The 23,936-nt window shown below is 30.2% G+C and carries 20 protein-coding genes, 1 riboswitch and 1 other annotated feature; of the genes, 9 read left to right on the top strand and 11 right to left on the bottom strand.

The genetic code is table 11. From position 1 onward, the window contains the following. The first annotated feature begins 108 nt into the window (after positions 1-108). Positions 109-1,065 carry a D-2-hydroxyacid dehydrogenase gene (locus I4V16_RS08770; protein WP_195618097.1) on the top strand — a complete coding sequence of 319 codons (957 nt, stop codon included), beginning with the start codon at positions 109-111 and terminating at the stop codon, positions 1,063-1,065. Positions 1,066-1,090: 25 nt separating this feature from the next. Here the strand turns inward: I4V16_RS08770 and I4V16_RS08775 are convergent, their stop codons facing one another. After that, positions 1,091-1,879, bottom strand: a complete 789-nt coding sequence (locus I4V16_RS08775; protein ID WP_049177203.1) for an HAD family hydrolase — start codon at positions 1,877-1,879, stop codon at positions 1,091-1,093. 156 nt (positions 1,880-2,035) lie between these two features. Beyond that, positions 2,036-2,227: a binding site (T-box leader), on the top strand. 171 nt (positions 2,228-2,398) lie between these two features. Between I4V16_RS08775 and leuA the strand changes: the two genes are divergently transcribed. The 3 genes from leuA to I4V16_RS08790 all read left to right on the top strand — a co-directional run bounded on the left by leuA (position 2,399) and on the right by I4V16_RS08790 (position 6,981). After that, positions 2,399-4,051 (top strand): 2-isopropylmalate synthase, encoded by a 1,653-nt coding sequence (gene leuA / locus I4V16_RS08780; protein ID WP_049177202.1) that lies wholly within the window; start codon positions 2,399-2,401, stop codon positions 4,049-4,051. Positions 4,052-4,266: 215 nt separating this feature from the next. Next, positions 4,267-4,356: riboswitch (glycine riboswitch) on the top strand. Positions 4,357-4,431: 75 nt separating this feature from the next. Beyond that, on the top strand, positions 4,432-5,805 hold the full coding sequence (locus tag I4V16_RS08785; protein WP_049177201.1) for a sodium:alanine symporter family protein: 1,374 nt from the start codon (positions 4,432-4,434) through the stop codon (positions 5,803-5,805). 237 nt (positions 5,806-6,042) lie between these two features. Continuing rightward, positions 6,043-6,981 (top strand): glucosaminidase domain-containing protein, encoded by a 939-nt coding sequence (locus I4V16_RS08790; RefSeq protein WP_111937107.1) that lies wholly within the window; start codon positions 6,043-6,045, stop codon positions 6,979-6,981. Between the two features lie 88 nt (positions 6,982-7,069). Here I4V16_RS08790 and I4V16_RS08795 read toward each other — a convergent pair whose 3' ends face one another. Then, the gene (locus tag I4V16_RS08795) at positions 7,070-7,696 is read right to left on the bottom strand and encodes a tetratricopeptide repeat protein (RefSeq protein WP_161954361.1); all 627 of its coding nucleotides are present in this window, start codon (positions 7,694-7,696) and stop codon (positions 7,070-7,072) included. 76 nt (positions 7,697-7,772) lie between these two features. Continuing rightward, complete coding sequence (locus tag I4V16_RS08800; protein WP_111937109.1) at positions 7,773-8,045, bottom strand: acylphosphatase; 273 nt, start codon at positions 8,043-8,045, stop codon at positions 7,773-7,775. Positions 8,046-8,190: 145 nt separating this feature from the next. On the opposite strand from I4V16_RS08800, the gene ndk reads away from it, so the two are divergent. Next, on the top strand, positions 8,191-8,619 hold the full coding sequence (gene ndk / locus I4V16_RS08805; RefSeq protein WP_195541997.1) for a nucleoside-diphosphate kinase: 429 nt from the start codon (positions 8,191-8,193) through the stop codon (positions 8,617-8,619). A gap of 121 nt (positions 8,620-8,740) precedes the next feature. Here ndk and I4V16_RS08810 read toward each other — a convergent pair whose 3' ends face one another. The 5 genes from I4V16_RS08810 to I4V16_RS08830 are packed head-to-tail and all read right to left on the bottom strand — an operon-like array spanning position 8,741 to position 13,128. Next, positions 8,741-9,898, bottom strand: a complete 1,158-nt coding sequence (locus I4V16_RS08810) for a spermidine/putrescine ABC transporter substrate-binding protein (RefSeq protein ID WP_242979698.1) — start codon at positions 9,896-9,898, stop codon at positions 8,741-8,743. Next, complete coding sequence (locus tag I4V16_RS08815; protein WP_111937111.1) at positions 9,885-10,682, bottom strand: ABC transporter permease; 798 nt, start codon at positions 10,680-10,682, stop codon at positions 9,885-9,887. The genes I4V16_RS08810 and I4V16_RS08815 overlap by 14 nt, the downstream gene beginning before the upstream one ends. Next, complete coding sequence (locus I4V16_RS08820) at positions 10,676-11,518, bottom strand: ABC transporter permease (RefSeq protein WP_049177193.1); 843 nt, start codon at positions 11,516-11,518, stop codon at positions 10,676-10,678. The genes I4V16_RS08815 and I4V16_RS08820 overlap by 7 nt, the downstream gene beginning before the upstream one ends. Position 11,519: 1 nt before the next feature. Then, positions 11,520-12,560, bottom strand: coding sequence for a spermidine/putrescine ABC transporter ATP-binding protein (gene potA / locus I4V16_RS08825; RefSeq protein WP_049177192.1), 1,041 nt, complete (start codon positions 12,558-12,560; stop codon positions 11,520-11,522). 28 nt (positions 12,561-12,588) lie between these two features. Further along, positions 12,589-13,128, bottom strand: a complete 540-nt coding sequence (locus I4V16_RS08830) for an XRE family transcriptional regulator (protein WP_027099614.1) — start codon at positions 13,126-13,128, stop codon at positions 12,589-12,591. A gap of 360 nt (positions 13,129-13,488) precedes the next feature. On the opposite strand from I4V16_RS08830, the gene I4V16_RS08835 reads away from it, so the two are divergent. Further along, on the top strand, positions 13,489-14,502 hold the full coding sequence (locus tag I4V16_RS08835; RefSeq protein ID WP_111937112.1) for a GNAT family N-acetyltransferase: 1,014 nt from the start codon (positions 13,489-13,491) through the stop codon (positions 14,500-14,502). A 63-nt stretch (positions 14,503-14,565) separates the two neighbouring features. Next, a complete protein-coding gene (locus I4V16_RS08840; RefSeq protein ID WP_049177190.1) occupies positions 14,566-15,408 on the top strand; it encodes a YcdB/YcdC domain-containing protein in 843 nt (280 codons plus the stop codon). A 106-nt stretch (positions 15,409-15,514) separates the two neighbouring features. On the opposite strand, the gene I4V16_RS08845 is transcribed toward I4V16_RS08840, so the two are convergent. Together I4V16_RS08845 and I4V16_RS08850 are read right to left on the bottom strand one after the other, a co-directional pair. Further along, positions 15,515-16,915 (bottom strand): alanine/glycine:cation symporter family protein, encoded by a 1,401-nt coding sequence (locus tag I4V16_RS08845; protein ID WP_111937113.1) that lies wholly within the window; start codon positions 16,913-16,915, stop codon positions 15,515-15,517. Between the two features lie 277 nt (positions 16,916-17,192). Beyond that, a complete protein-coding gene (locus tag I4V16_RS08850; RefSeq protein ID WP_111937114.1) occupies positions 17,193-19,736 on the bottom strand; it encodes a transglycosylase domain-containing protein in 2,544 nt (847 codons plus the stop codon). A gap of 96 nt (positions 19,737-19,832) precedes the next feature. On the opposite strand from I4V16_RS08850, the gene yunB reads away from it, so the two are divergent. Beyond that, the gene (yunB, locus tag I4V16_RS08855; RefSeq protein WP_049177187.1) at positions 19,833-20,483 is read left to right on the top strand and encodes a sporulation protein YunB; all 651 of its coding nucleotides are present in this window, start codon (positions 19,833-19,835) and stop codon (positions 20,481-20,483) included. A gap of 405 nt (positions 20,484-20,888) precedes the next feature. Here yunB and hpt read toward each other — a convergent pair whose 3' ends face one another. Continuing rightward, positions 20,889-21,413: a hypoxanthine phosphoribosyltransferase gene (gene hpt / locus I4V16_RS08860; protein WP_027099619.1), complete on the bottom strand. Its 525-nt coding sequence runs from the start codon at positions 21,411-21,413 to the stop codon at positions 20,889-20,891. A 708-nt stretch (positions 21,414-22,121) separates the two neighbouring features. Between hpt and hflX the strand changes: the two genes are divergently transcribed. Continuing rightward, entirely contained in the window at positions 22,122-23,918 is a 1,797-nt protein-coding gene (gene hflX / locus I4V16_RS08865) for a GTPase HflX (RefSeq protein ID WP_049177186.1), read from the top strand. Positions 23,919-23,936 lie beyond the last annotated feature (18 nt).

Raw genomic sequence — 23,936 nt, forward strand, 5'->3', positions numbered from 1 at the left:
GAAAATCTCCTCTCTTTTAAGCTAATATCATATTATTACAAGAAAACGATTATGTAAAGTATGGAGGAATGTGATAAAATTATGATTAGGATTTAAGGAGGGATAGACATGAAAAAAATAGTTGTTTTAGATGGAATCACTTTAGGAAATGTTGACTTTGATAAGTTAAAAGAATTTGGTGAATTGGTATACTTTGATAAAACAAATGCTGATGAAGTAGCTGACAGAGTAAAGGATGCAGCAATAGTACTAACCAATAAAGTTGTATTAAATAGAGAAAACTTAAAAGATGCAAGTAAATTAGAATTAATTTGTGAGATGGCTACAGGATTTAATAATATTGATATAGAGTATGCTAAGGAGAGAAATATTGCAGTAACTAATGTTGCAGGATATTCTACACCAACTGTAGCTCAGCATACATTTGCAACATTATTGCATTTATATGACAAGATTTCTTATTATGATAATTTCGTTAAGAGTGGAGCTTACTCATCATCAGGATTATTTACTAACTTAGATAAGCCTTACAATGATATAGAAGGCAAGAGATGGGGCATAGTAGGATTAGGAGCTATAGGAAGAAAGGTGGCTCATATTGCAGATGCCTTTGGTTGTGAAGTGGTATACTATTCAACATCAGGAAAAAACAACAGTTCAGATTATAGAAGAGTAGAACTAGATGAGTTATTAAGAGAATGTGATATTATATCAATTCATGCTCCTTTAAATGAGAATACTCAAAGCTTATTTAATTATGAAAATATAAGCAAAATGAAGAAGGATGCTGTACTGATTAATATGGGAAGAGGACCTATAGTAGTTGATGAAGACTTGGCTAAAGCTATTGATGAAGAGCTTATAGCTGGTGCAGCTTTAGATGTATTTATGGTAGAACCTATGCCAGCAGATAACCCATTTTTAAAGGTTAAAAATAAGGATAGATTAGTACTAACTCCACATATTGCATGGGCTAGTATTGAAGCTAGAGAAAGATTATTTAAGGATTTAATAGAAAATATACATGCTTTTTATAGAGGAGAAGTTAGAAATAGAATAGTTTAAAAAAATAAGCCTAGGATTACTAGGCTTATTTTAATACATATTCTTCAATTGCTTTAATTACTCCATAATTTCTGTTACTCTTTGCTATATAGTTACCATATTGTTTCATATCTTCATTTGCATTTTCCATAACAAAACTAAATTTAGCTTTACCAAGCATTTCTATATCATTGTAGAAGTCGCCAAAAACCATAGTTTCTTCATAAGAAATATTTTCATCCTTTTGAATTTTTTCTAAGGCAGCTCCTTTATTAACATTCTTATTCATAATATCAAGCCATATTTCACCGGCAACTACAACCATAAATTCATCTCCAAATAGAGGATTTAAAACTTTATTTGAATTATTGGCAGCTCCTGAAAGGTCACAAAGTGTAATTTTAAAAATATCATCATCAATAGAATATAAGTCTTCTATTACATGCTTTTTTATATAGTATTTATCAATTTCTTTTAAGAAATCATCACTACATGGTTTATGATATGCACCTTTTGTACCACATAAAATTAACTCTATGTTTTCTATATCTTCACAAGCTTTTATAATGGCTGTTACAGAGTCTTTCTTTATGATATCTATGCAAGACTTACCTTCATCTTCGACTACATAAGCACCATTGTCACAAATGTAATAAATGTGATCTGAATAAGGCTTGAAGTTATCATATAAAGTAGGGTAAGGTCTTCCGCTAGCTACTACAAATTTAACATTTTTATCATTTAGTTTTTCTAATACTTCAAAAAAGTTAGATGGTAGCTTCCCGTGTTCATCTAATAATGTTCCATCCATATCTGTTGCAATTAACTTTATCATATAGTTCACCCTTTTCATTGAATAATTTTCATTAGTACTTCATAAGCTATTATACCATAGTAAAAGAGCTAGAAAAATAAATACATTAATAAGAAACAAATGGAAATATTGACATATAATCAATAATATAGTAATATTACAAATAAGTTAATAATAAGAAAAACGTTGATTGAGAGTAGTAGAAAGGAAAGATTCTTTTTAGAGAGCGAGTGCTTTGCTGGGAAACTCGTAGGAATAACTTTTGAACTTGCTCATGAGTTGTAAGGTTTAATTTAAATCTTATCGGTATATCTACCGTTATTTTAAGTAAGTATAATTTTGGATGGTACCGCGTAAATCGCTCCAATAAGGAGTAATTTACGCGGTTTTAATATTATATGAGAGGTGAAATTTTAGATGGGGTTAGTTCAGTAGAGAAAATAATTATTGTGATTTTAAAGCTTAAAGGGGTAATAGAATCGCTGTGATTTTATATAGGTTTTATAAAAGCAATAAGTATTAATAAAGGGGGCTTAAAACATGTTAAATGTAAACAAATATAAGAGATTTAAAACTATTAATTTTAAGGAAAGAACTTGGCCGAATAAAGAGGTTACAAAGGCACCTATATGGTGTTCTGTAGATTTAAGAGATGGTAATCAGGCTTTGATAAGTCCTATGACAGTAGATGAAAAGGTTGAAATGTTTAACCTATTAACTAAATTGGGGTTTAAGGAAATTGAAATAGGTTTTCCTTCTGCATCACAAATAGAATTTGATTTTTTAAGGACACTTGTTAATAATAATTTAATTCCAGATGATGTTGTTGTACAAGTGTTAACACAAGCAAGACCTCACTTAATTAAAAGAACTTTTGAAGCCTTAGAAGGGGTGAAAAAGGCTGTTGTTCATATTTATAATTCAACGTCTATACTTCAAAGAGATGTTGTGTTTAATATGAGTAAAGAGGAGATAAAAAATATAGCTGTAGAGGGAACAAAGTTAGTAAAAGAATATGTTAAAGAGTTTAATGGGGAAGTTATTCTAGAATATTCTCCAGAGAGTTTTACAGGAACAGAGGTAGAATATGCATTAGATGTTTGTGAAGCTGTTTGTGATGTATGGGAAGCATCAAAAGATAAAAAAGTTATAATTAATTTACCATCTACAGTTGAAATGGATACTCCAAATGTTTTTGCAGATCAAATAGAATGGATGTGTACTCATTTTAAGGATAGGGAACGTGTAATAGTAAGTGTGCATCCTCATAATGATAGAGGAACTGGCGTAGCTGCTGCTGAATTAGCTTTGTTAGCGGGGGCTGATAGGGTTGAAGGTACTTTATTTGGGAATGGTGAAAGAACAGGTAACGTTGATATAGTTAATATTGCGCTTAACATGTATTCTCAAGGGGTGGATCCTAGCCTAGAATTAAATAATATTCAAGAAGTTATAGATGTATATGAAAGATGTTGCAAAATACCAGTTCATATAAGGCATCCATATGCAGGAGAACTAGTTTTCACGGCTTTCTCAGGATCACATCAAGATGCTATTAATAAGGGGATGGCAAAGTATAGGGAAAGAGAGGGACAATATTGGGAGGTGCCTTATCTTCCAATTGATCCAAGTGATTTAGGTAGAGAATATGAAGCTTTAGTAAGGATTAATAGTCAATCTGGTAAGGGTGGAATAGCCTTTGTTATGGATAGATACTTTGGATATAAGATGCCAAAGAAGATGCATAAAGAATTTGCTGATGTAATTCAAAAAATATCAGAAGAAAGAGGAGAAGTGGCTCCACAAGTAATAATGCAAAAATTTGAAGAGGAATACTTAAATAGAGAGGAGCCTTTCAAATTAATTAAATGTTCTGTGTCAGAAGAGGATTCTAATTCCAATGTAACTGTTAGGTTCTTATATAAGGGGGTAGAAAAAGAGTTTACTTCTGTTGGAAATGGACCAATAGATTCATTGAAAAAAGCCTTGATTAAATCTGAATTAATAAACACAAGTATTTTAGATTATGCAGAGCATTCAATGGGAGAAGGGTCAGAAGCGAAGGCTGCAGCTTATGTAAATATGAAGAGAATTGATAATGGAGAAGAAACCTTTGGTGTTGGTGTAGATTCTAATATTACAACTGCTTCAATGAAAGCTGTATTCAGTGCTATAAATAGACTTTATAAGTAATAAACAAAACGCTACTTTTTTAAGTAGCGTTTATTTTTTGATGCAGTCTATGATGAAAGGACAAATGTGTTTTATATACTTGCAACATATGGCAAATTAATATATAATAATTTCATAAAATAAAATATTAAAGTTCGGATGAAGATAGTGGGAGAGCGACAAATTTATTTTGTCCACCGAAGAGGGAAAATCTTTCAGGTTATAGGACCGCTATTGGACGAGCCTCTGGAGAGACTCTAGAAGAGCACCGAAGGAGCAAGGCTAAAATAGCTGAAACTCTCAGGTAAAAGGACAGGGGATATGAGATTGTATCATGTTTTTTTGTGATGCAATTTATCATAATCTCCTCCAGTAAATTATAATTTAGGGAGGATTTTTTTATGCAATTAAAAGACTTATTACAAAACATTAGTGACTTCATATGGGGGCCACCATTATTAATTTTACTAGTAGGTACAGGGGTATATTTAACCTTAAGGTTAAGGCTACTTCAAATATTCAAATTACCACTAGCTTTAAAATACGTATTTGGAAAAGATGAAGAAGAAAATGATGAAGGGGCAGAAGGGGATGTATCAAGCTTTGGTGCTTTATGTACAGCATTATCAGCTACAATAGGTACAGGTAATATTGTAGGTGTAGCTACAGCTGTAAAAGCAGGAGGCCCAGGGGCTTTATTTTGGATGTGGATAGCAGCTTTCTTTGGTATGGCAACTAAATATGCTGAAGGAGTATTAGCTATTAAATATAGAGAAGTGGATGAAAATGGTAATATGGCAGGAGGTCCAATGTATTATATACAAAATGGACTAGGGCTAAAATGGTTAGCAAAGATATTTGCAGTTTTAGGAATTGGTGTTGCTTTTTTTGGTATTGGAACATTTGGACAAGTAAAATCAATTTCTGACGCAGCATCAATAACATTTAAAGTTCCTTTAATACTTACAGCTGTAATAGTTACAGTATTAGTAGCATTAGTTACTTTAGGTGGAATAAAAAGAATATCTAGGGTATCAGAAAAGGTTGTTCCTTTTATGGCTGGAATATATATATTAGGAGCAGTATTAGTATTAATTTGTAATTATAGCGCTATACCAGAAGCATTATCAATTATTATAAGAAGTGCATTTAATCCTCAAGCAGCATTAGGGGGAGCAGCAGGTATAACAGTTCAAATAGCATTACAAAGAGGGGTAGGTAGAGGAGTATTTTCAAATGAAGCAGGTCTTGGAAGTGCACCTATTGCAGCAGCAGCAGCTAAAACTAAGTCCCCAGTTAGACAAGGGTTAATATCAATGACAGGTACTTTCTTTGATACTATAGTTATATGTACTATGACTGGTCTTGCAATAGTTTTAACTGGAGCATATTCAAGTCCCTTAGAAGGAGCAGCTTTAACAACAGCAGCTTTTGAAGCTGGATTACCTTTCGCTGTAATAGGTAAGTATATTGTAAATATAGGGTTAATATTCTTTGCATTTACAACAATTTTAGGGTGGAATTACTATGGTGAAAGATGTGCTGAGTACTTATTAGGTGTTAAATCTATATTGCCATATAGAATAATATTTATAGCACTTGTAGCAGTGGGACCATTTTTATCATTAGATTTAATATTTATAATAGCAGATATAGTTAATGGAATGATGGCTTTTCCTAATTTAATAGGATTAATTGGACTAAGAAAAGTGGTTATAAAAGAAACAGAAGATTATTTTCAACAGTTAAAAGAAGAAGTGGCATTGCCGGCGTAATGAAAATCTAGGAAAGTATAAAATATAAAGTCAAGGATAATAATTTTATAATTTCCTTACCTTTAATAGGAGTGGGGTGGATATTTGTCTTGATGTGACTTGGAGCGCAGCGACGGAACAAGCAAAATAAATATCCACCCTACCTTTTTGTTCTTTAGGAAAATTAATAAATAATAAAGAAATAAATAAGAAACCTATGTTAGTATAATAATAGTACATATATAAATAGGTGGTAAGATGGTTAAAAGAAGAAGAAAAGTATACAAAAGAAGAAAAATAAATAGAAATAAGTATAAGTTTTTAATAAGAAGAGTATTGGCTTTTATTTTGTTAGTTACATTCTTTATAGGATTAAAATATATACTTACTAATAAGAAAGAATTTATATCTTCAGAAAGTATAAATAATTATATAGAGTATGTAGATAGCTTTAGCGGATGGAGAAAGCAATTAAACTGGAAAGAAGTAGCTGCTATAGATGGCATTAAAAACATAGATTTTAATAATATAAATAAAAAGAAGATAGAGGAAATTTGTAAGTGGTTTTATGATGAGGATAATAACATAAAGGATTTTGAGAAGGTTATAGAAGGACAAAACTTTACAGATAAAGAGAGAAAAAAGGCTGAAAAGAATTTGAAAAATTTAAGTGAAGTTAGTTTGAGAAATATTAGGGGAGACTCTGATAAAGAAAAGGACAAGTTGATAGAAAATATGAAATCAATAAGTATAGATAATTATAAGAAAAGCGGAGTTTTACCTTCAGTAACTATTAGCCAAGCTATCTTAGAATCAAACTGGGGTAAATCTGAATTATCTGCTAAGTATAATAATTATTTTGGGATAAAGGCAAGTGCAGGGTGGAATGGGAAAATAGCCACTTTCTCAACTAAAGAAAATTACAATGATACTATAAAAGCTAATTTTAGAGCATATGATTCCTTAGAAGAGTCTGTTAATGATCTTGGGAACTTTTTAAATGTAAATAGTAGATATAGAAAACATGGATTATTTGATGGGAAGAACTATATTGAGCAAGCACAAGCCTTAGAGGATGCAGGATATAGCACTAAAAAGAACTCTAAAGGAGAGGCTATTTACGCAGATTTATTAATAGAGTTGATTAAGGATAATAATTTAATGATTATTGATAGTGAAGCAGTTAAAAATGAATAAAAATGACTATGAAAAAACCCCAGTATTTAATACATGGGGTTTTTTTAAAAGAAACAAAAGGTACAATTTCATAAATACCAAAAGGTAATTATAAACTTAGCTTATTTTTATTAGAAAAGTATAATTTTAAAACTTCTTTTGAATTAATATTATCCCAGTCTAAGTGGTCTATTAAGAATTCTCTCCCTAAAACTATATAATGACTCTCATCAAAATTTAAATAATCTTCATAACATATGTTACTAGTTGAGGTTATTTCTTTAATAGATTTTCTAGTTAGCAAATGCTTTTTATATATCTTTGAACACTCTTTTACTATAGGGTCTAATTTATCAACAGGATCTATATCAAAAAATGAATGTGCTATATGACTAGGGATACTTGAGTCCTCATATATAATCATACCTTCTTTGCAAGGTAGCAATTCTCTTATTTCTTCTGGGGCATTATTAAACTTAATATTTAACATAGTAGAAAAGGTAGCAGTTTGCATTTTTGTAAAAGTACTTATTTGTATATGTATAGCTGCTAGATAACACTTGATAGAATTAAGCTTGTCCCCTAATAAATAGTAGGCATTACCTAAAAGCATATAAGATGGAGCTGAAGTTGGGTTAAGTTTTATAGCTTTTACAAGGGCAACTTTAGCCAATTTCAACTCATTCTTTTTTATAGCATCTTCTGCCAGCTTTGTTAAAGCTACAACTTCTTTCATATGCATTCCCCTTTCTATGATTACCATAATATTATTATATCACCTAAGAAAAGGTAATAAAAGTAAAAATGGATATTTAATAACTTACTTTAAATTTATTCTCATCTTCTATCAAACTTATTTTCTTAAGGGAGTAATCATCAACACGAATAAATCTATTTCCTTCTTTTATGATAGATAGAAATTTAGCTATATTTTCTTCCAAGCCTTGAACTTGTATTTCAACCATTCCATTATTTAAATTTCTTGCAAATCCAGTTAGGTCATATTTTATAGCATTACTTTGAGCAAAGTATCTAAAGCCTACCCCTTGTACTCTTCCTTCAACTATAATTAAGCATCTAATCATAAAATTATCCTCCAAATCTTAATTATTCATTTAGAAAGATTATATCATACAACATAAAATTAACGAAATACAAAAAATATTGCAAATTTTCAGAAAACAAGATATAATTTCTTTGGGTATTGTGAAAATGAGGAGGTAATTCAAAATGTTAGAAAAGAGTTTGGTTTTAATTAAGCCAGATGCAGTGGAGAAAGATATAATTGGTGAGGTAATTAGTTATTATGAAAAGGCAGGGCTAAAGATTGTTGCTTTAAAAATGGAAAGAGCAACTGAAGAATTAGCAGAAAAGCATTATGCTGAACATAAAGGAAAGCCTTTTTATGAAGGATTAATAAAGTTTATAACTAGAAGTCCTTTGTGTGCTCTTATTGTTGAAGGAGATAATGCTATAGAAAGCGTTAGAAAAATCAATGGAGCAACAAATCCTAATGAAGCAGAAGAGGGAACTATTAGAAAGGCATTTGCTACAAGTAAATCAGAAAATTGTGTACATGCATCTGATTCTGTAGAAAGTGCAAATAGGGAATTGGCAATATGGTTTCCAGAGGTTGTAGAAAGCGTATTAGTAAGTTAATATAAAAAAATAAGCTGTGTAATATTGTAACATTACACAGCTTATTTTTTATAGTTTCCTTTAGTAGGAGTGAGAGGATATTAGTTTTGATGAACAAGTAAAATAAATATCCCCACCACTTTTATTTCTTAAACTTTTTTAATAGATAAAGAATAAGTAATATAAATATTCCTAGAACTAATCCCATACCTAAAAAGCCTAATAGGGAAGGAGAAGTGCTATTATTAGTAGATGTACTACCTATTCTTATCCATTCATCATCATATATCTTTAAAGAATCTCTATCTAAATCTTTAAATACTTCACATTTATCAAGGGTTTCATCAGTAGGATAAGATTCTTTAACTTCATCATCTAACATTTCATATGTTTTCCAGTTAGGAGTATAGTATTGAATATAATCAACATTTTGTAATGAGTTTTCTGGATCAGTTAAGAAGTTTATAAATGCTTCAGCACCTTCTTTATTAGGAGCATCTTTAGGAATTACCATAGCATCAAACCACTTATTAGAACCTTCTTCTGGTACAACATATTCTAGTTTTGGATTTTCACTTATTATGTAATTAGCATCACCTGACCATACAGTTGCAAGTGCTGCTTCGTCATTAATCATAGCATCTTTAACTTGATCAACAAACCATGCCTTAACTATTGGCTTTTGTTCGATAAGTATATCTGCAGCTTGCTTTATTTCTTCTGGATTAGTTGAATTCATTGAATAACCAAGTTTACTTAATGCAATAGCCATAGTATCTCTAACAGAGTTAAACATTATTATTTCTTTATCATATTTTTTATCCCATAGTATATCCCAGCTCTTAACTTCTTCTTTTACAACTTCAGGATTATATATGATTCCTATAGTTCCCCACATATAAGGAACTGAATATTCATTATTAGGGTCATATGATAGGTTCTTAAATTTTTCATCTATATATTTATAATTTGGTACATTATCAAAGTTAATCTTTTCTGCCATACCTTCGTTAATCATTTTTTCAATCATATAGTCAGAAGGAAAAACTAAATCGTACTTATTACTTCCTGATTTAATCTTAGAGTACATGATTTCGTTAGTATCGTATGTAGAATATTCAACTTTGTACCCAGTTTCTTCTTCAAATTTTGTAATTAATTCTTCATCTATATAGTCACCACAGTTAAATACATTAATTACTTTATTAGACTCACTTTTACTGCCTACACAACCTATTAAGGAGCTAGATATAAGAATAGTAGCTGATATTAGGGCAATTAATTTTTTATGCATTTTCAATACTATCACCTCTAGAAGATTTTTTGTTAACTATAAGCAATAAAGCTAAAACAGTAATAAACATTAATGTAGATAAAGCATTAATTTCTGGTTTAATACCCCTTCTTGCCATAGAGTAAATTTCTATAGATAGATTTGAAACTCCAGGACCTGTAGTAAAGAATGAGATTACAAAATCATCTATAGACATTGTAAATGCCATTAAGAATCCTGCCATTATTCCAGGTTTTATTTGAGGAATTATGATTTTTCTTAAAGCATAAAAAGGAGTAGCTCCTAAATCCAAAGCAGCCTCTGTTGTATTTGCAGGAAGCTGTTTTAATTTTGGAAGTACTGAAAGTATTACATAAGGTATATTAAAAGTAATATGTGCTAAAAGCATTGTTGTAAATCCAAAATCTAATTTTATAAATATAAATAGTGACATTAAAGCTATACCTGTAACTATATCAGGGTTTAATACAGGTAGATAATTAATATTAAGTAAGAAGTTCTTACCAAATCCTTTTTTCATATTGTGTATACCTATAGCTGTAATAGTTCCTATTATTGTAGCAATGGTTGAAGCTAAAAGTGCAATAACTACAGTATAGTAAAGAGCACTCATTATATTTTCATTATGAAGTAATTCTCCATACCACTTGAAGGTGAATCCATTCCATTTAGCCATAGTTTTTGAATCATTAAAAGAGTAAATCATAAGTGTTATTATAGGTGCATATAAAAATGCAAATATTATAACAAGATAAAATCTTTTTAAAAACTGTTCAAACTTATTTACCAAAGTCCTGCACTCCCTTCCTTGTCTTCTGAGTCGAATTTATTCATTACTGCCATAGATATAAGGATAACAATCATCATTATTATAGAGATTGCTGAACCAAAGTTACGGTTACCCATAGTAGTAAATTGTTGTTCTATTAAGTTACCAAGAAGCATGTATTGTCCACCACCTAGAAGGCTAGAAATAACAAAGGTAGATACAGCAGGCATAAATACCATAGTTATTCCTGATATAACACCAGGAAGGCTTAGAGGAAATACTACTTTGGTAAATATTTGTTTTCTAGTTGCTCCAAGATCACTTGCAGCATCAATTAAGCTTTGATCCATTTTTGATAGTATAGTGAATATTGGTAATACCATAAAAGGTAAGAAGTTATATATCATACCAAGTAATACTGCACCATCATTATATAAAAACTGTATTGGTCCAATACCGAAGTTAGCTAAAAAGTTATTTACAAAACCATTTTTACCTAGGATTGGTAACCAAGCATAAGTTCTAAGTAGGAAGTTCATCCACATAGGAACTATAAAAAGCATAATAACTAAATTTCTTCTAGATGGAGAAATTTTAGAAATAATATATGCAACAGGGTATCCTAGAATTAAACAGGCAACTGTAGTTAATCCAGCTAACTGTATTGATTTATAAAAAATATGTGCATATTGAGAATTCATTAATCTTGTATAGTTTTCAAGAGAAAAACTGTATCCTTCAGAGGTTTCCACTGTAAAACTAAAAAATAGAACTATTAATAAAGGTATTAATATAAATAATGAACTCCATACTATGTATGGATAAGCAGCAGATTTACTGCTGTTAATTTTCTTCATCTTATCTCACCTTTTTCATGATGTGAATATCTTCAGGATATATATCTAATCCTATTTCACTATCAACTTCAGCAAATTTTATATTATGTAAAATCCAAGTTCTATTATTTTCTTCTACAACCATTTCGTAATGAACACCTTTAAAGATTACAGATTTTACTGTACCCTTTAACATTCCTTCTTCTGCTTTTACTATCTTAAAGTCTTCAGGTCTTATTACAACATCAATTTCTTCATTTGGTTCAAAACCTTTATCTACACATTCAAATTCTCTATCTGCAAAAATAACTTTAAAATCTTCTACCATAACACCATCAAGAATGTTGCTTTCTCCAATAAAGTCAGCTACAAAAGCATTAGCAGGTTCATTATATATATCTTCAGGTGTACCTTTTTGTTGTATAAGCCCTTTGTTCATAACAACTATAGTATCTGACATTGTTAATGCTTCTTCTTGGTCATGTGTTACAAATATAAAAGTGATACCAAGTTCTTGTTGAATTTTCTTTAACTCTAATTGCATTTCTTTTCTAAGTTTTAAATCTAATGCACCAAGAGGTTCATCTAATAGAAGTACTTCTGGTTCATTAACTAAAGCTCTTGCTATAGCAACTCTTTGTTGTTGTCCTCCGCTTAGGGATTCTATACTTCTTTTTTCAAACCCAGATAAAGAAACCATTCTAAGCATTTCTTTTACCTTTTTATCTATTTCATCTTTTGAAAGCTTTTTTATTTTTAACCCAAATGCAATGTTTTCGTAAACATTCATATGAGGGAATAGTGCATATTTTTGGAATACGGTGTTTAATTGCCTCTTATAAGGAGGAACATCTGAGATATCCTTATTTTTAAACATTATACTTCCAGAATCTGCAGTTTCAAAACCAGCTATTATCTTAAGAGTAGTAGTCTTACCACAACCTGAAGGTCCAAGTAAGGTGACAAACTCATTTTTTCTAATGTTTAAAGATAAATTATCTAAGACTGTATTATCGTCGTATTGTTTACTAATGTTTTTTAATTCAATTATATTTTCGCTCAATATAAACACCTCTTTCTAAAAAACTAAATTAAAATGATGGTGGAGTACTAATCCAAATAACTTTTGCAGGAGTTTTTCCGGCATTTGAGATATAATGATTTTCACGTGCTTGATAGTAGAAACTTTCACCTTTTTTTACTTTATAAGTTCTTTCTCCAAGATGTAAAAATATGATTCCTGCAAGTACATATCCAAATTCTTCACCTTCGTGAGGTTCTTCTTCTATATATCTTCCACCTGGTTCAATGGTAATCATTATAGGTTCCATCTCATTCTTTTGAGCATTTGGAACTAACCACATAAGTTGATATTTTAACTCTTCGTTTTCAGTTTCAAACATATCTTCATTAGTGAAGGTAATTCTCTCTTCAGAAGTTTCACTGAAGAACTCTTTTAAGTTTGTACCTAATATCTCTAGTATATCCATTAAAGTTGCAATAGATGGTGAAGTTAGATCATTTTCTAATTGAGAAATAAATCCTTTTGATAATTCACACCTATTTGCAAGCTCTTCTTGTGTTAATTGTTTTTCAACTCTTAATCTTCGAATTTTGTCTCCTATTTGCACATTTACACCTACCATCTTTAATTTATAAAAATAACTTTTACTAAACTAATAGTTTAAAATTACTAAACAAACAAAAATATTATATAAAGAATAGAGGGAAAAATCAATATTTTTATAAAAAATATTGGAAAAAATATTTGCTCCTAAGATAGAGTATGATTGAAGTGTAGAGAAATATGAAAAAAATAGTTTAGTAAAACATAAAGAAAAGTTTAGTATAACTAAGAAAAATAAATAAAAAGCTTTTTTGCGTTTATTTAGAATAAGAATTTGATGGAAAAAATTATTTGTATTGATAATGGTGTATAAATATGAGATATTTATTATAAAAATAGTTGAAAATATTATAGGTGATGAATTATGTTACATTCTGATGGTTTGTATATGAGAGAGGGAAAGAGGATTTATATAAAACAGCCAATATTAGAGGAGTTAGAGTTTGTCGCTAGTCTTTGGTCAGATGAAGAGACTATGAAGGATATTGGTGGGATTTTTTCATTTCCTAGAAGTAAGTGGGAAGGTTTTTATAAAAAAATGGTTTATCCATCTGATGGTAAAAACTTTTATTGTTTAGTGTACTTAAATGATGGTTCTCCTATAGGAGAGGTAAGTTTTCATGGATATGATTCAGCTACTAAAGTTGCAAGGTTTAATATTAAGATATTATCTAAATATAGAAATCAGGGCTTTGGGGAAGAAGCTGTAAAGCTACTATTAGAGTATTTCTTTATTGAATTTGGTGGCGAGATAATAATGGACAACATCTCTACAGAGGCAGGGGTAAGGCTTGCTGAGAAAACTAAGTTTACTATTATATATAATCAAAAGGGAAATGCAAGTGTAAGAATTAGTAAAGATGAATTCTTAGAGAAAAAAGAAGAGTCAATTAAAAATGTAGGCTTTATAATGCATGATGAAATGAATATTTTAGATTTTACACTAGCAAAAGAGATTTTTATGTTATCTAATAAAATAGAAAAGAAAGAGCTTTTTAAACTACATGAAATAGAAGCTTCATTTATAAGCGGTAATAAAGAAGTGAAAGAGAAAATTGATATATTATTCATTCCAGATGGCAATAATTTAGATAATAGTACTTTAGAGGATTTGTATACAAAGTTCCATTGTTGCGATTATGTATGTATAAAAACAGATAAGTTTAAATTAAATGAGTGCCATGAAGAGAGAAAGTTTTTTAGAGATAGAAAAGGTTATGAAAGTATTAGTAAAAACTTTGTTGATAATGGTAAAATAATGATAAGTTATAATTTGCTCGGTGAAATAGAAATGTTATTAGGAATGATTACAAAGGTTTATGGAAGAAGACTTTCAAATAACATAGCTAAAAAATTAGGGTACAATAGTACTTTATAAAATTCACATATTATTGTAATATAAATATATAGGAATAGTTTGTTCGTAAAGTGGAGGTATCTTATGAATTATAAGAAGAGGAGTATAATCTTTTTTATAACTATTATTTGTCTTTTGATTAGCCTTTTGTGTATTGTTTATTCCTACATTGGTGGAGGATCAAAAGAAATAAGAGCAGCTAAAAGGTTTGTTAGTTTATTATACTCACAGGATATAGTGGCTGAAACTGAAAATTTAGACAGTATATCTTATGAAAGTTCAAAGAAATATGATATGAATAATGAAAGTGAATATTATATAGTAAATACTAGGGACTTTGGTATAGATGTTGATAATGAGTTTAAAGTCATTGGTTTCAAGAATAAAGTATGTATTCTTGGTGAGACGAAAGTAAGTGAAGAACAAGCTATTAAAAAGGCAGAAGATTATTTGGACAAAATATATAAAGGTGATGTGGAGTTTAAAGAGTTTATAAAAAGTGAAGGGCAAGAAGTGCCGTATTACTCATTAATATTTACTAAGTTAGAGGATGGATATCCTTTTTATAAGGATCAAATAATAGTAAATATAAATAAGGAAAAAGGAACTTTAGACGGATATTCAAATATTTCAACTCTAAAAGAACCTAATAGAGTTAAGGTTAAGGTGACTCAGGATAAAGCTGAAGAGATAGTATTAAATGAAGCTTTAAGCCTTGTAGAAAAGAGTGAGATAGTGGGAGAAACATTTAAAGCTTTTTATGAAGATAAGGATAAGAAGGAAACGGAACTTTGCTATGTTATTTCTATAAAAGGTTTGGGGATTGATGGGAAAGAAGCAAGATTGAAATACTTTGTTTCCACTGAAAGTGGGGAAATTATTAATAGGATTAAAGACACTGTTGCTGAAACAAAATCGTCAAAATAAAAAGAACTCAACTTAAAAAGTTGAGTTCTTTTTATTATCTTCAGTGGATCTTTGTTTTGATGTTACTTGGAGCTTGCCATGGAACAATCAAAACAAACATAACCCACTAGTTCCATTCATCTACATTTTTTAGTTCTGGAATTGAGTTGGCCTTAAATACAGGTTCTTTAATACCTGCCTTCTTTTGAGCCCTGTAATCTTCAAGGGCTTTAAATGCAAATTTTCCTAATAATGCAATAACTATAAGGTTTAAAACTGCCATTAATCCCATGAATACATCTGCTAAGTTCCAAACTATGTTTAAGTTGGCTATTGATCCAAAGAACACCATAGCGCCAACAAATAATCTATAAAGAGTTAAATATATTTTTTTATCTGTTAAGAACTCAATGTTAGCTTCACCATAATAGTAGTTTCCTACAATAGAACTGAAAGCAAATAGTAGTATACAAAAAGCTATGAAATAGCTTCCCCAAGCACCTACTTGTGAGCTTAAAGCATTTTGAGTAAGTTGTATACCTTCTAAATTACTATTTAAGTCTACACCTGATAAAAGAATTATGAAGGCTGTACATGTACAAATTATAATTGTATCAGTGAAAACTCCAAGTGTTTGAATTAAACCTTGTTTAACAGGGTGAGTTACAGTTGCAGTAGCTGCAGCGTTTGGAGCACTTCCCATACCAGCTTCATTAGAGAATAAACCTCTCTTGATACCAGTTAATAAAGCGGCACCCATTGTTCCACCAACTACTTGTTCAGCACCAAAAGCACTCTTTACTATAAGAGATATTAGGGCTGGAAGTTGTGATATATTCATTATAACTACAAGTAAAGCTACAAAGATATATGCTAATGCCATTACAGGAACTATAACTTCTGAAACTTTAGATACTCTGTGAACACCACCGAATATTATAACAAGTGTTAGAACAGTTAGAAGAATTCCAATCATAACGTTATTAGTACCAAATGCTTCGTTCATTGCTAGAGTAATAGTGTTAGATTGAACTGAGTTGAATATTAACCCAAAAGTGATTGTTATTAATATAGAGAATATAATACCAAGCCATCTTTTACCAAGGGCCTTTTCCATGTAATATGCAGGTCCACCTACATAAGAACCGTTTGGTTGTTTTGTTTTATAGATTTGAGCTAAAGTTGATTCTACAAAGCTTGAGGCTGCACCGATTAATGCTATTATCCACATCCAGAATATTGCACCAGGTCCTCCTACAGTAAGAGCTAATGCTATACCTGCAAGATTTCCAGTACCTACTCTTGAAGCGGTACTTATACAGAAAGCTTGAAATGAAGAAATGCTACCCTTTACCTTTTCTTGAGTAGCTCCATCTCCAAGAAGCCTAAACATTTCTTTTATGTATCTAAATTGTACAAATTTTGTTTTCCATGTGAAGTATACACCTAATACTAAAAGCATAGCTATTAAGATATAAGTCCATAGGAAATTATTAAATGATTGAATAAAATTGTTTAATAAATCCATTTATTGTCCCCCATTCTAGTAATATTTTATTGCTTATTATGACAAAATACTCTTTTATAATATATGAAAAAGTTGTTTTTTGCAAGAAAAAAAATAAAAGTTGCATAGAAAGAATAAAAAGTATTTAAAATCAACGTAAAATATGAAAAAAGTAAGGTTTAAAAGAGAAAAGTGAAGGAAATGAATTGAAATCATTCTTAAAATGAAGGATTAGAATTGAAATTATTCAAAAAAATAAAGATAACTTTAAAGTTATCTTTATTTTTGTATTTTATATTCATGGCTTTTCTGGTTTCTCTGGTTTTTCTGGATTATTGTTAGTATCCTCGGAACCAGTACCGTCTTCAGGAAGTTCATCATCCCCGTCTAAATCTTCATCTTCATCTCCAGTATCAGATGGAGGTAATACAGGAGTACCTACAGTATCATCATACTCAGTAGGTAATACGTATTTGTAATCACCTGTAACAGGATTTGGTGAAGCCTTCTTAACAAATATTTTTTCCACAACAAGGTGAGAAGGGGTGTTTGGTGTTGCTAATTTGTTATTAGCACTATTAACCTTAACCTTAACGTGGTTTTCACAATAGCCTGTTGGTTCAGTTCCCTTTATGAAGTATTCTTCATACACTCTATTTCCTCTTGGATCCTGTCTACATAAATCTGTAGGAAGGTGTCCTGAATCTTTACATACAGCAACCTTTACAATGTTATCTGGCATTGTAATATCCTTAGTGTTCATTCCTTCACTAGCTTTTGCCATAATCTTACCCCATACCTTAGAAGCAGAACTTGAGTATCCACCCATTATTGAACGATTATCATAACCTAGCCATACAGAAGCAGATAAATGAGGTGTTAACCCAGAGAACCAGAAGTCTTTAGGTCCTGTTGTAGTACCTGTTTTACCAGCTACTGGCATAGCACCAAATTTGGCGTTTGAAGCTGAGTAGTTTAGAGAGCCTTTTAATAAGTCATACATTATATAAGCTGTTTGTTCAGAGAATATTCTCTTTGTTTCAGTTTCTTTTTCTAATAATACATTTCCAGAAGCATCTGTTACTTTTGAGTATAACTTTGGTTCAGTATAAACACCACCATTACCAAAAACACCAAAAGCTGAGGCTAAAATATATGGTGTTGCCCCGTCTCTATCATCAGATGCATTATGGAATTCCCCTAAAGCATAAGCAGGGTATTCCTGTGAACTCTTACTATATACTATTCCAAACTTTTCACCATAACGCTTAGATAAAGAGTTACCTATAGATAGTTGAGTTTTAACAGTTGTTATATTTTTTGATTCTTTAATAGATTCTCTTAAAGTTATATTTCCATAATGTGAATTGTCAAAATTTTTCAAGTAAGATAATTTTGAATCAGTAAAAGGTGAATCGTCAAGTGTAGAAGCAGCTGTAAATAGCTTTTCTTCTATTGCAGGTCCATAAACTGTTAATGGTTTAGTTGATGACCCAATAGATTTCAAATCGCTATATGCCCTATTTAAGGAGTTAGCTCCTTGTTCACCTCTTCCTCCAATAAGAGCAAGGACTTCACCAGTTTTATAATCTACTACAGTAGCTGCACCTTGGAATTCTGGAGTTTTAGTACCAGCTACATAAGTTTCTTGTTTTCTAACAGTAGCAGCAGTAGTTTCATTTAATACTTTTTGAGCATAGTCTTGAAGATCTCTGTCCATATTTGTATAGATTTTTAATCCACCATTAGCTAAAAGTTTATTTACTTCTTCATCAGAATACTTATATTTTTCTTTTAAATCTCTTTTTACTTCAGTTACAGTAGGGTTTATATACCATTCATAATCAAGTCTATATGAAATTGATTTTGGAGTGAAAACTAATCCACCATTATCAATATCAGAAATTGCTTGATTATATTCTTCCTCGCTAATATACCCTAATTCCTTCATTTTGCCTAAAACAGTTTTAGTTCTATTTAAGTAGATTGAAGGATTATCCTTATTGTTTGGATTATATGCGCTATAAGTGTGAGGTGCTTGAGTTACACCTGCAATATAAGCACATTGTATTAAGTTAAGCTTATCTACAGATTTACCAAAGTATAAATTTGAAGCAGCTTCAACTCCATAAGTTACACCACCTAATGGAATTGTATTTAAATATTGAACTAATATCTCATCCTTATCTAGGTGTTTCTCTAATTGTAATGCAAGGTATATTTCTTTTATTTTTCTTTCAATTATAAAGTCTTCATTGCTTAATATGGTATTTTTAAGCAATTGTTGAGTTATAGTTGAACCACCATGAAGACCTCTTTTTCCTTTAAAGATTTTAACTACATCAGTTACGGCAGAACCTAGTATTCTTCTAACATCTATACCAGGATGCTTATAAAATCTTTCGTCTTCAATTGAAACAAATGCATTTTTTAAATTTTGAGGTATCTTATCTCCATCTACGATTTGTCTATCGATATCAGAATGGACATTATCCATAAACTCCCCATCTCTATCGTATAATACTGAAGCTTGGCTTAAATTTTTTACAGCATCAACATCTAGTGGCGGGGCACTACTGATAATTGCGAAGACATATCCTAAACCTATAACAAATAGGGCTAAGAATAAGAATAATAAAGCTAAAAATACTCTTTTTATTATTTTTTTCTTTTTGCTAACAACTTTACCTTTACTATTCTTAGAAGGTTTTGAAGTAGTACTTTTTTGAGAAGCTTGACTTACTTTTGAAGTGTCAGCTGTCTTTTTCTTAGAAGTACTACCTGATTTAGATGGTCCCTGTGAGGTTTTTTTATTTTTATTTGAATTATTTTTATTTGCCATCAGTTCCTCCTAAATTAAATTGATTTAATAATAATAAATGCTATTATAGCATAATTATAATATGAGTAAATCAATAACTCAACAATAAGGTGATATATGAACTATTATACTAAACCTAAAAAAACGGAATTTAAGCCTATCATACTGGTTATTATTTCCATATTATTAGTTTTTATTCTTTCAATATTTTTATATGATAAGAGGATTTATCCTGCAGTGTTACAGGTAGCAGAAAGTTCAATTAAAGCTGATACAATAGAGTGTATAAGTAAAACAAGTATGGAACTGTTTGATGAGGAATTTAATTATGATGAGATGATCATAATAGATAAAGATAATGAAGGTAATATCAATATGATTAGAGCTAATACTGTTAAACTAAATTATTTAACTTCAAGGCTTTCGATAAGATGCAATGAAGAACTTCAGAAAATGGGAGAGGTAGGGGTGGAGGTACCTCTTGGATGGATGACTGACAATAGTGCTTTCTATGAGTTTGGTCCTGACTTAAATGTAAAGATTGATCCAATTGGAAATATGAAGGTATCTTATGAATCTAAATTTGAAAGTGCAGGAATTAATCAGACAAGACATAAAATTTATTTAAATGTTGAAGCTAGAGTAAGGATGAAAATACCTCTACATAGTAAGGAGCAAGTTGTTACTTGTCAGATACCTGTGGCTGAAACAATTATTGTTGGAAAGACACCAAATACTGCTATAGATTTAGGCGGTGGCAATAAGTAAAGATAAAAAATAAAATATCTAATGAATAAATAAATTTACCTCTAGTATTAAGGGAATAGATATTTATTTTTCTGTGACTTGAAGCTTGTGACCAAAGGAGAAAGATAAATATCCATTCTCCTTTTTTGCTTTATAGGAAACTTGGGTGAAAAAAATCTACAGCTTCACAGTGGACTTAGCCATTTTAAAAAGTTAAAAACTTATAAATATAAAAATATATAAGTATAACAATATATAAATATAAGAATATATAAATATAGGTAAGAAGTAAAAAAGAAATTTTAAATGAAGCTAACAAAAAAGTATTCCAATAATAAAATGAGCCCTTCTTATATAGAAATTAAAAAATGGAATAGCATTTATAATTTGTATAAATACTATTCCATAATTATTTACGCTATGTAATTATTCTTCCCAGTTAAATACGTAAGGAACGTTTCTATAATAACTTTCGTAATCTAAACCAAATCCTACTACAAATACATCATCAATTTCAAAACAGCTGTAATCTGGTTTTAAATCTACCTTTCTTCTTGAAGGCTTATCTAAAAGTACACAGCTCTTAACTGATGCAGCACCAAGTTTTTTTACATGCTCTATGATAAATTCCATAGTGTATCCTGTATCTACAATATCATCAACTATTAAGACATCATATCCTTCAATGTTATCAGGAATGTCGCTAACTATTTTAACTTCTCCTGAACTATTTTCACTATGACCATAACTAGATGTAGTCATAAAACCTACTTTAACTTTTGTATCTAAAGCTCTAACTAAATCAGCAGTGAAAATAAAGCTTCCTCTTAATAGAGAAAGTACATATATGCTCTTTCCTTCATAATCTTTTGTGATTTCTTTACCAAGCTCTTGAATTCTACTATCGATAGTTTCCTTTGATAAAAGTATGTTGCGTTTTTTGTTTTCCATGGTTGTCCTCCGCTCATAAAATAATACTATGTACCACTTAATTAACTATAATTATATTCTCTCTAATTAAAGTGCAAATTAATACTTAAAAAAGTCTTATCTTAATTTATATTACATACATTTTTAAATTCTTTCAACTATTTTACATAAAATAAGATAATGAGTAACATTTTATGATGTTTACATATGTTTACCAATAGTATAAAATTAGATGAAAGTTGCCAAGATAGAGATAGGAAGGTAAGGGAAGGTACTAGGTAAAAAGCAGTGCTACGCACAGTTTAGGTAACAAGGTACGAGGTAAGAAGATAAATGAGATAATAAAGTTAATCAAGATAAATAAGATAAACAAGATAGGGAGGAGACTCTGCTGTCGCTAGAGTTTCTATGATTATAAATCGGTAGTGGAAAATTGAAAGCTTTATTTCTTGGAAGAAAGTTTTTGCTTAGATATAGGTTTTGTGAAGAATGTAAGAAGATAAACAAGGTAAGAAGGTACAAGGTAAGAGGTAAATGAGATAATCAAGATAAATAAGATAATCAAGATAAACAAGATAAACAAGGTAAGAAGGTAAATGAGATAAATAAGTTAATCAAGATAAATAGGATAAATAAGATAAAGATAAGTAAGATAATAAAGAAATTCTGATTTTGTTGGAATTTCTACAATATAAATTATATAACGTTTAGGCATGAGGTGATTGATGTATGATAAATGGAAATACGGAAGGAATTAAAAAGACCTTTTTAGATGAATTAGATAAAATATATAAAATGAAGAGTTTGAAGGATGAAGTATGTAGTAGAGAGATAATAGATACTATGGTTAGGGTTTCTACTGCGGTTGAAAGGGAAGTAAGTGTTGCTATCGATAGAAGAGGTACAGTTACTTCTGTTGCAATAGGAGATTCCACATCTGTTGAATTACCTTTATTAGATATTAGAGAAAGTAAGCTTTCTGGTACAAGAGTAATTCACACACATCCAAATGGATTTAGTAATCTTTCTGCATTAGATTTATCAGCTTTATTAAAGCTAAAGCTAGACTGTATTGTAGCAGTTGGGATATTTGAAGGAAATATTATAGATTTTTCTTTAGGTACTTTAACAGTCTTTAATGATGTATTGGCTTATGAAGAAAAGAAGAATCTTTCCTTTGAAGAGCTTGTTTCAATACACATTTTAGATAAAGTAAGATATGTAGAATCATTAATAAAAGAAAATGAAGTAGTAGAGGATGATACAGAAAAAGCTATAATTGTTGGTTCTGATACAAGAGAAAGTTTAGAAGAATTAAGAGAACTTGCAGAAGCTTGTGATATTCCAGTATTAGAAAGTGTTTTCCAAGGAAGAAGCAAGATAGATCCAGCTTTTTATATAGGAAGAGGAAAGGTTCTTGAGATAGCATCATTAAGACAAACTGAAAGAGCTAATGTAGTTATTTTTGATGATGAATTATCAGGTTCTCAAGTTAGAAACTTAGAAAATGCAATTGGTGCAAAGGTAATAGATAGAACTACTCTTATTTTGGAGATATTTGCAAGAAGAGCAAAGAGTAAAGAAGCTAAAATTCAAGTAGAGCTTGCCCAATTAAAATATAGAAAGAGTAGACTACAAGGACTTGGAACAGTGCTATCAAGAACAGGTGGTGGTATAGGTACAAGAGGTCCTGGAGAAAAGAAGCTTGAAACAGATAGAAGACATATAAATGAAACTATTTACGATTTAAATAATGAGTTAAAGAAAATAAAGAAGACGAGAGAAGTTCAAAGAGAAAAGAGAAATAAAGAAAGTATCCCTAAGGTATCTTTAGTTGGATATACCAATGCTGGAAAGTCTACTTTAAGAAATGCTTTATGTGATATAGCAGCAGTTCAAGAAGGTAAGGGGAAGGAAAAAGTATTTGAAGCTAATATGCTTTTTGCAACTCTTGATATAACAACAAGAGCAATAACTTTAAAAAATAAAGGGCTTATAACCCTAACAGATACAGTTGGATTTGTAAGAAAATTGCCTCATGATTTAGTAGAAGCATTTAAGTCTACCTTAGAGGAAGTAGTGTTTTCAGACCTTTTATGTCATGTTGTAGATGCTTCATCTTCTTATGCTTTAGAACAAATTAAAGCTGTTGAAGAGGTGCTTTCAGAGTTAGGTGCTATAGGAAAGGAAACTATCTTAGTTTTAAATAAGGTTGATATGGCCTCAGAAGAGCAACTTGATGAACTAAGAGAAAAATCATTATATAAGGATATAATTGAGGTTTCTGCAAAAGAAGGAACAAATTTAGAGGAATTATTATATCTTATTGAAGAAAAGCTTCCTTATAGCCTAATTAAAGCTGAATTTATGATTCCGTATCATAAAGGTGATGTAGTATCATTCCTTCATAGAAATGGAAGAGTTTTTGAAGAGGATTATAAGGATGAAGGTACTTATATGATGGTAGAAGTAGATGAGGAAGTTTATAATAAAACAGAAGAATATGTAACTAAAGTAATTGAATAATAGTAAAAAGGAGAAATT

Origin of the sequence: Clostridium sp. 1001283B150210_160208_E6 (genome assembly GCF_015669365.1) — a bacterium.
GTDB lineage: Bacteria > Bacillota > Clostridia > Clostridiales > Clostridiaceae > Clostridium > Clostridium paraputrificum.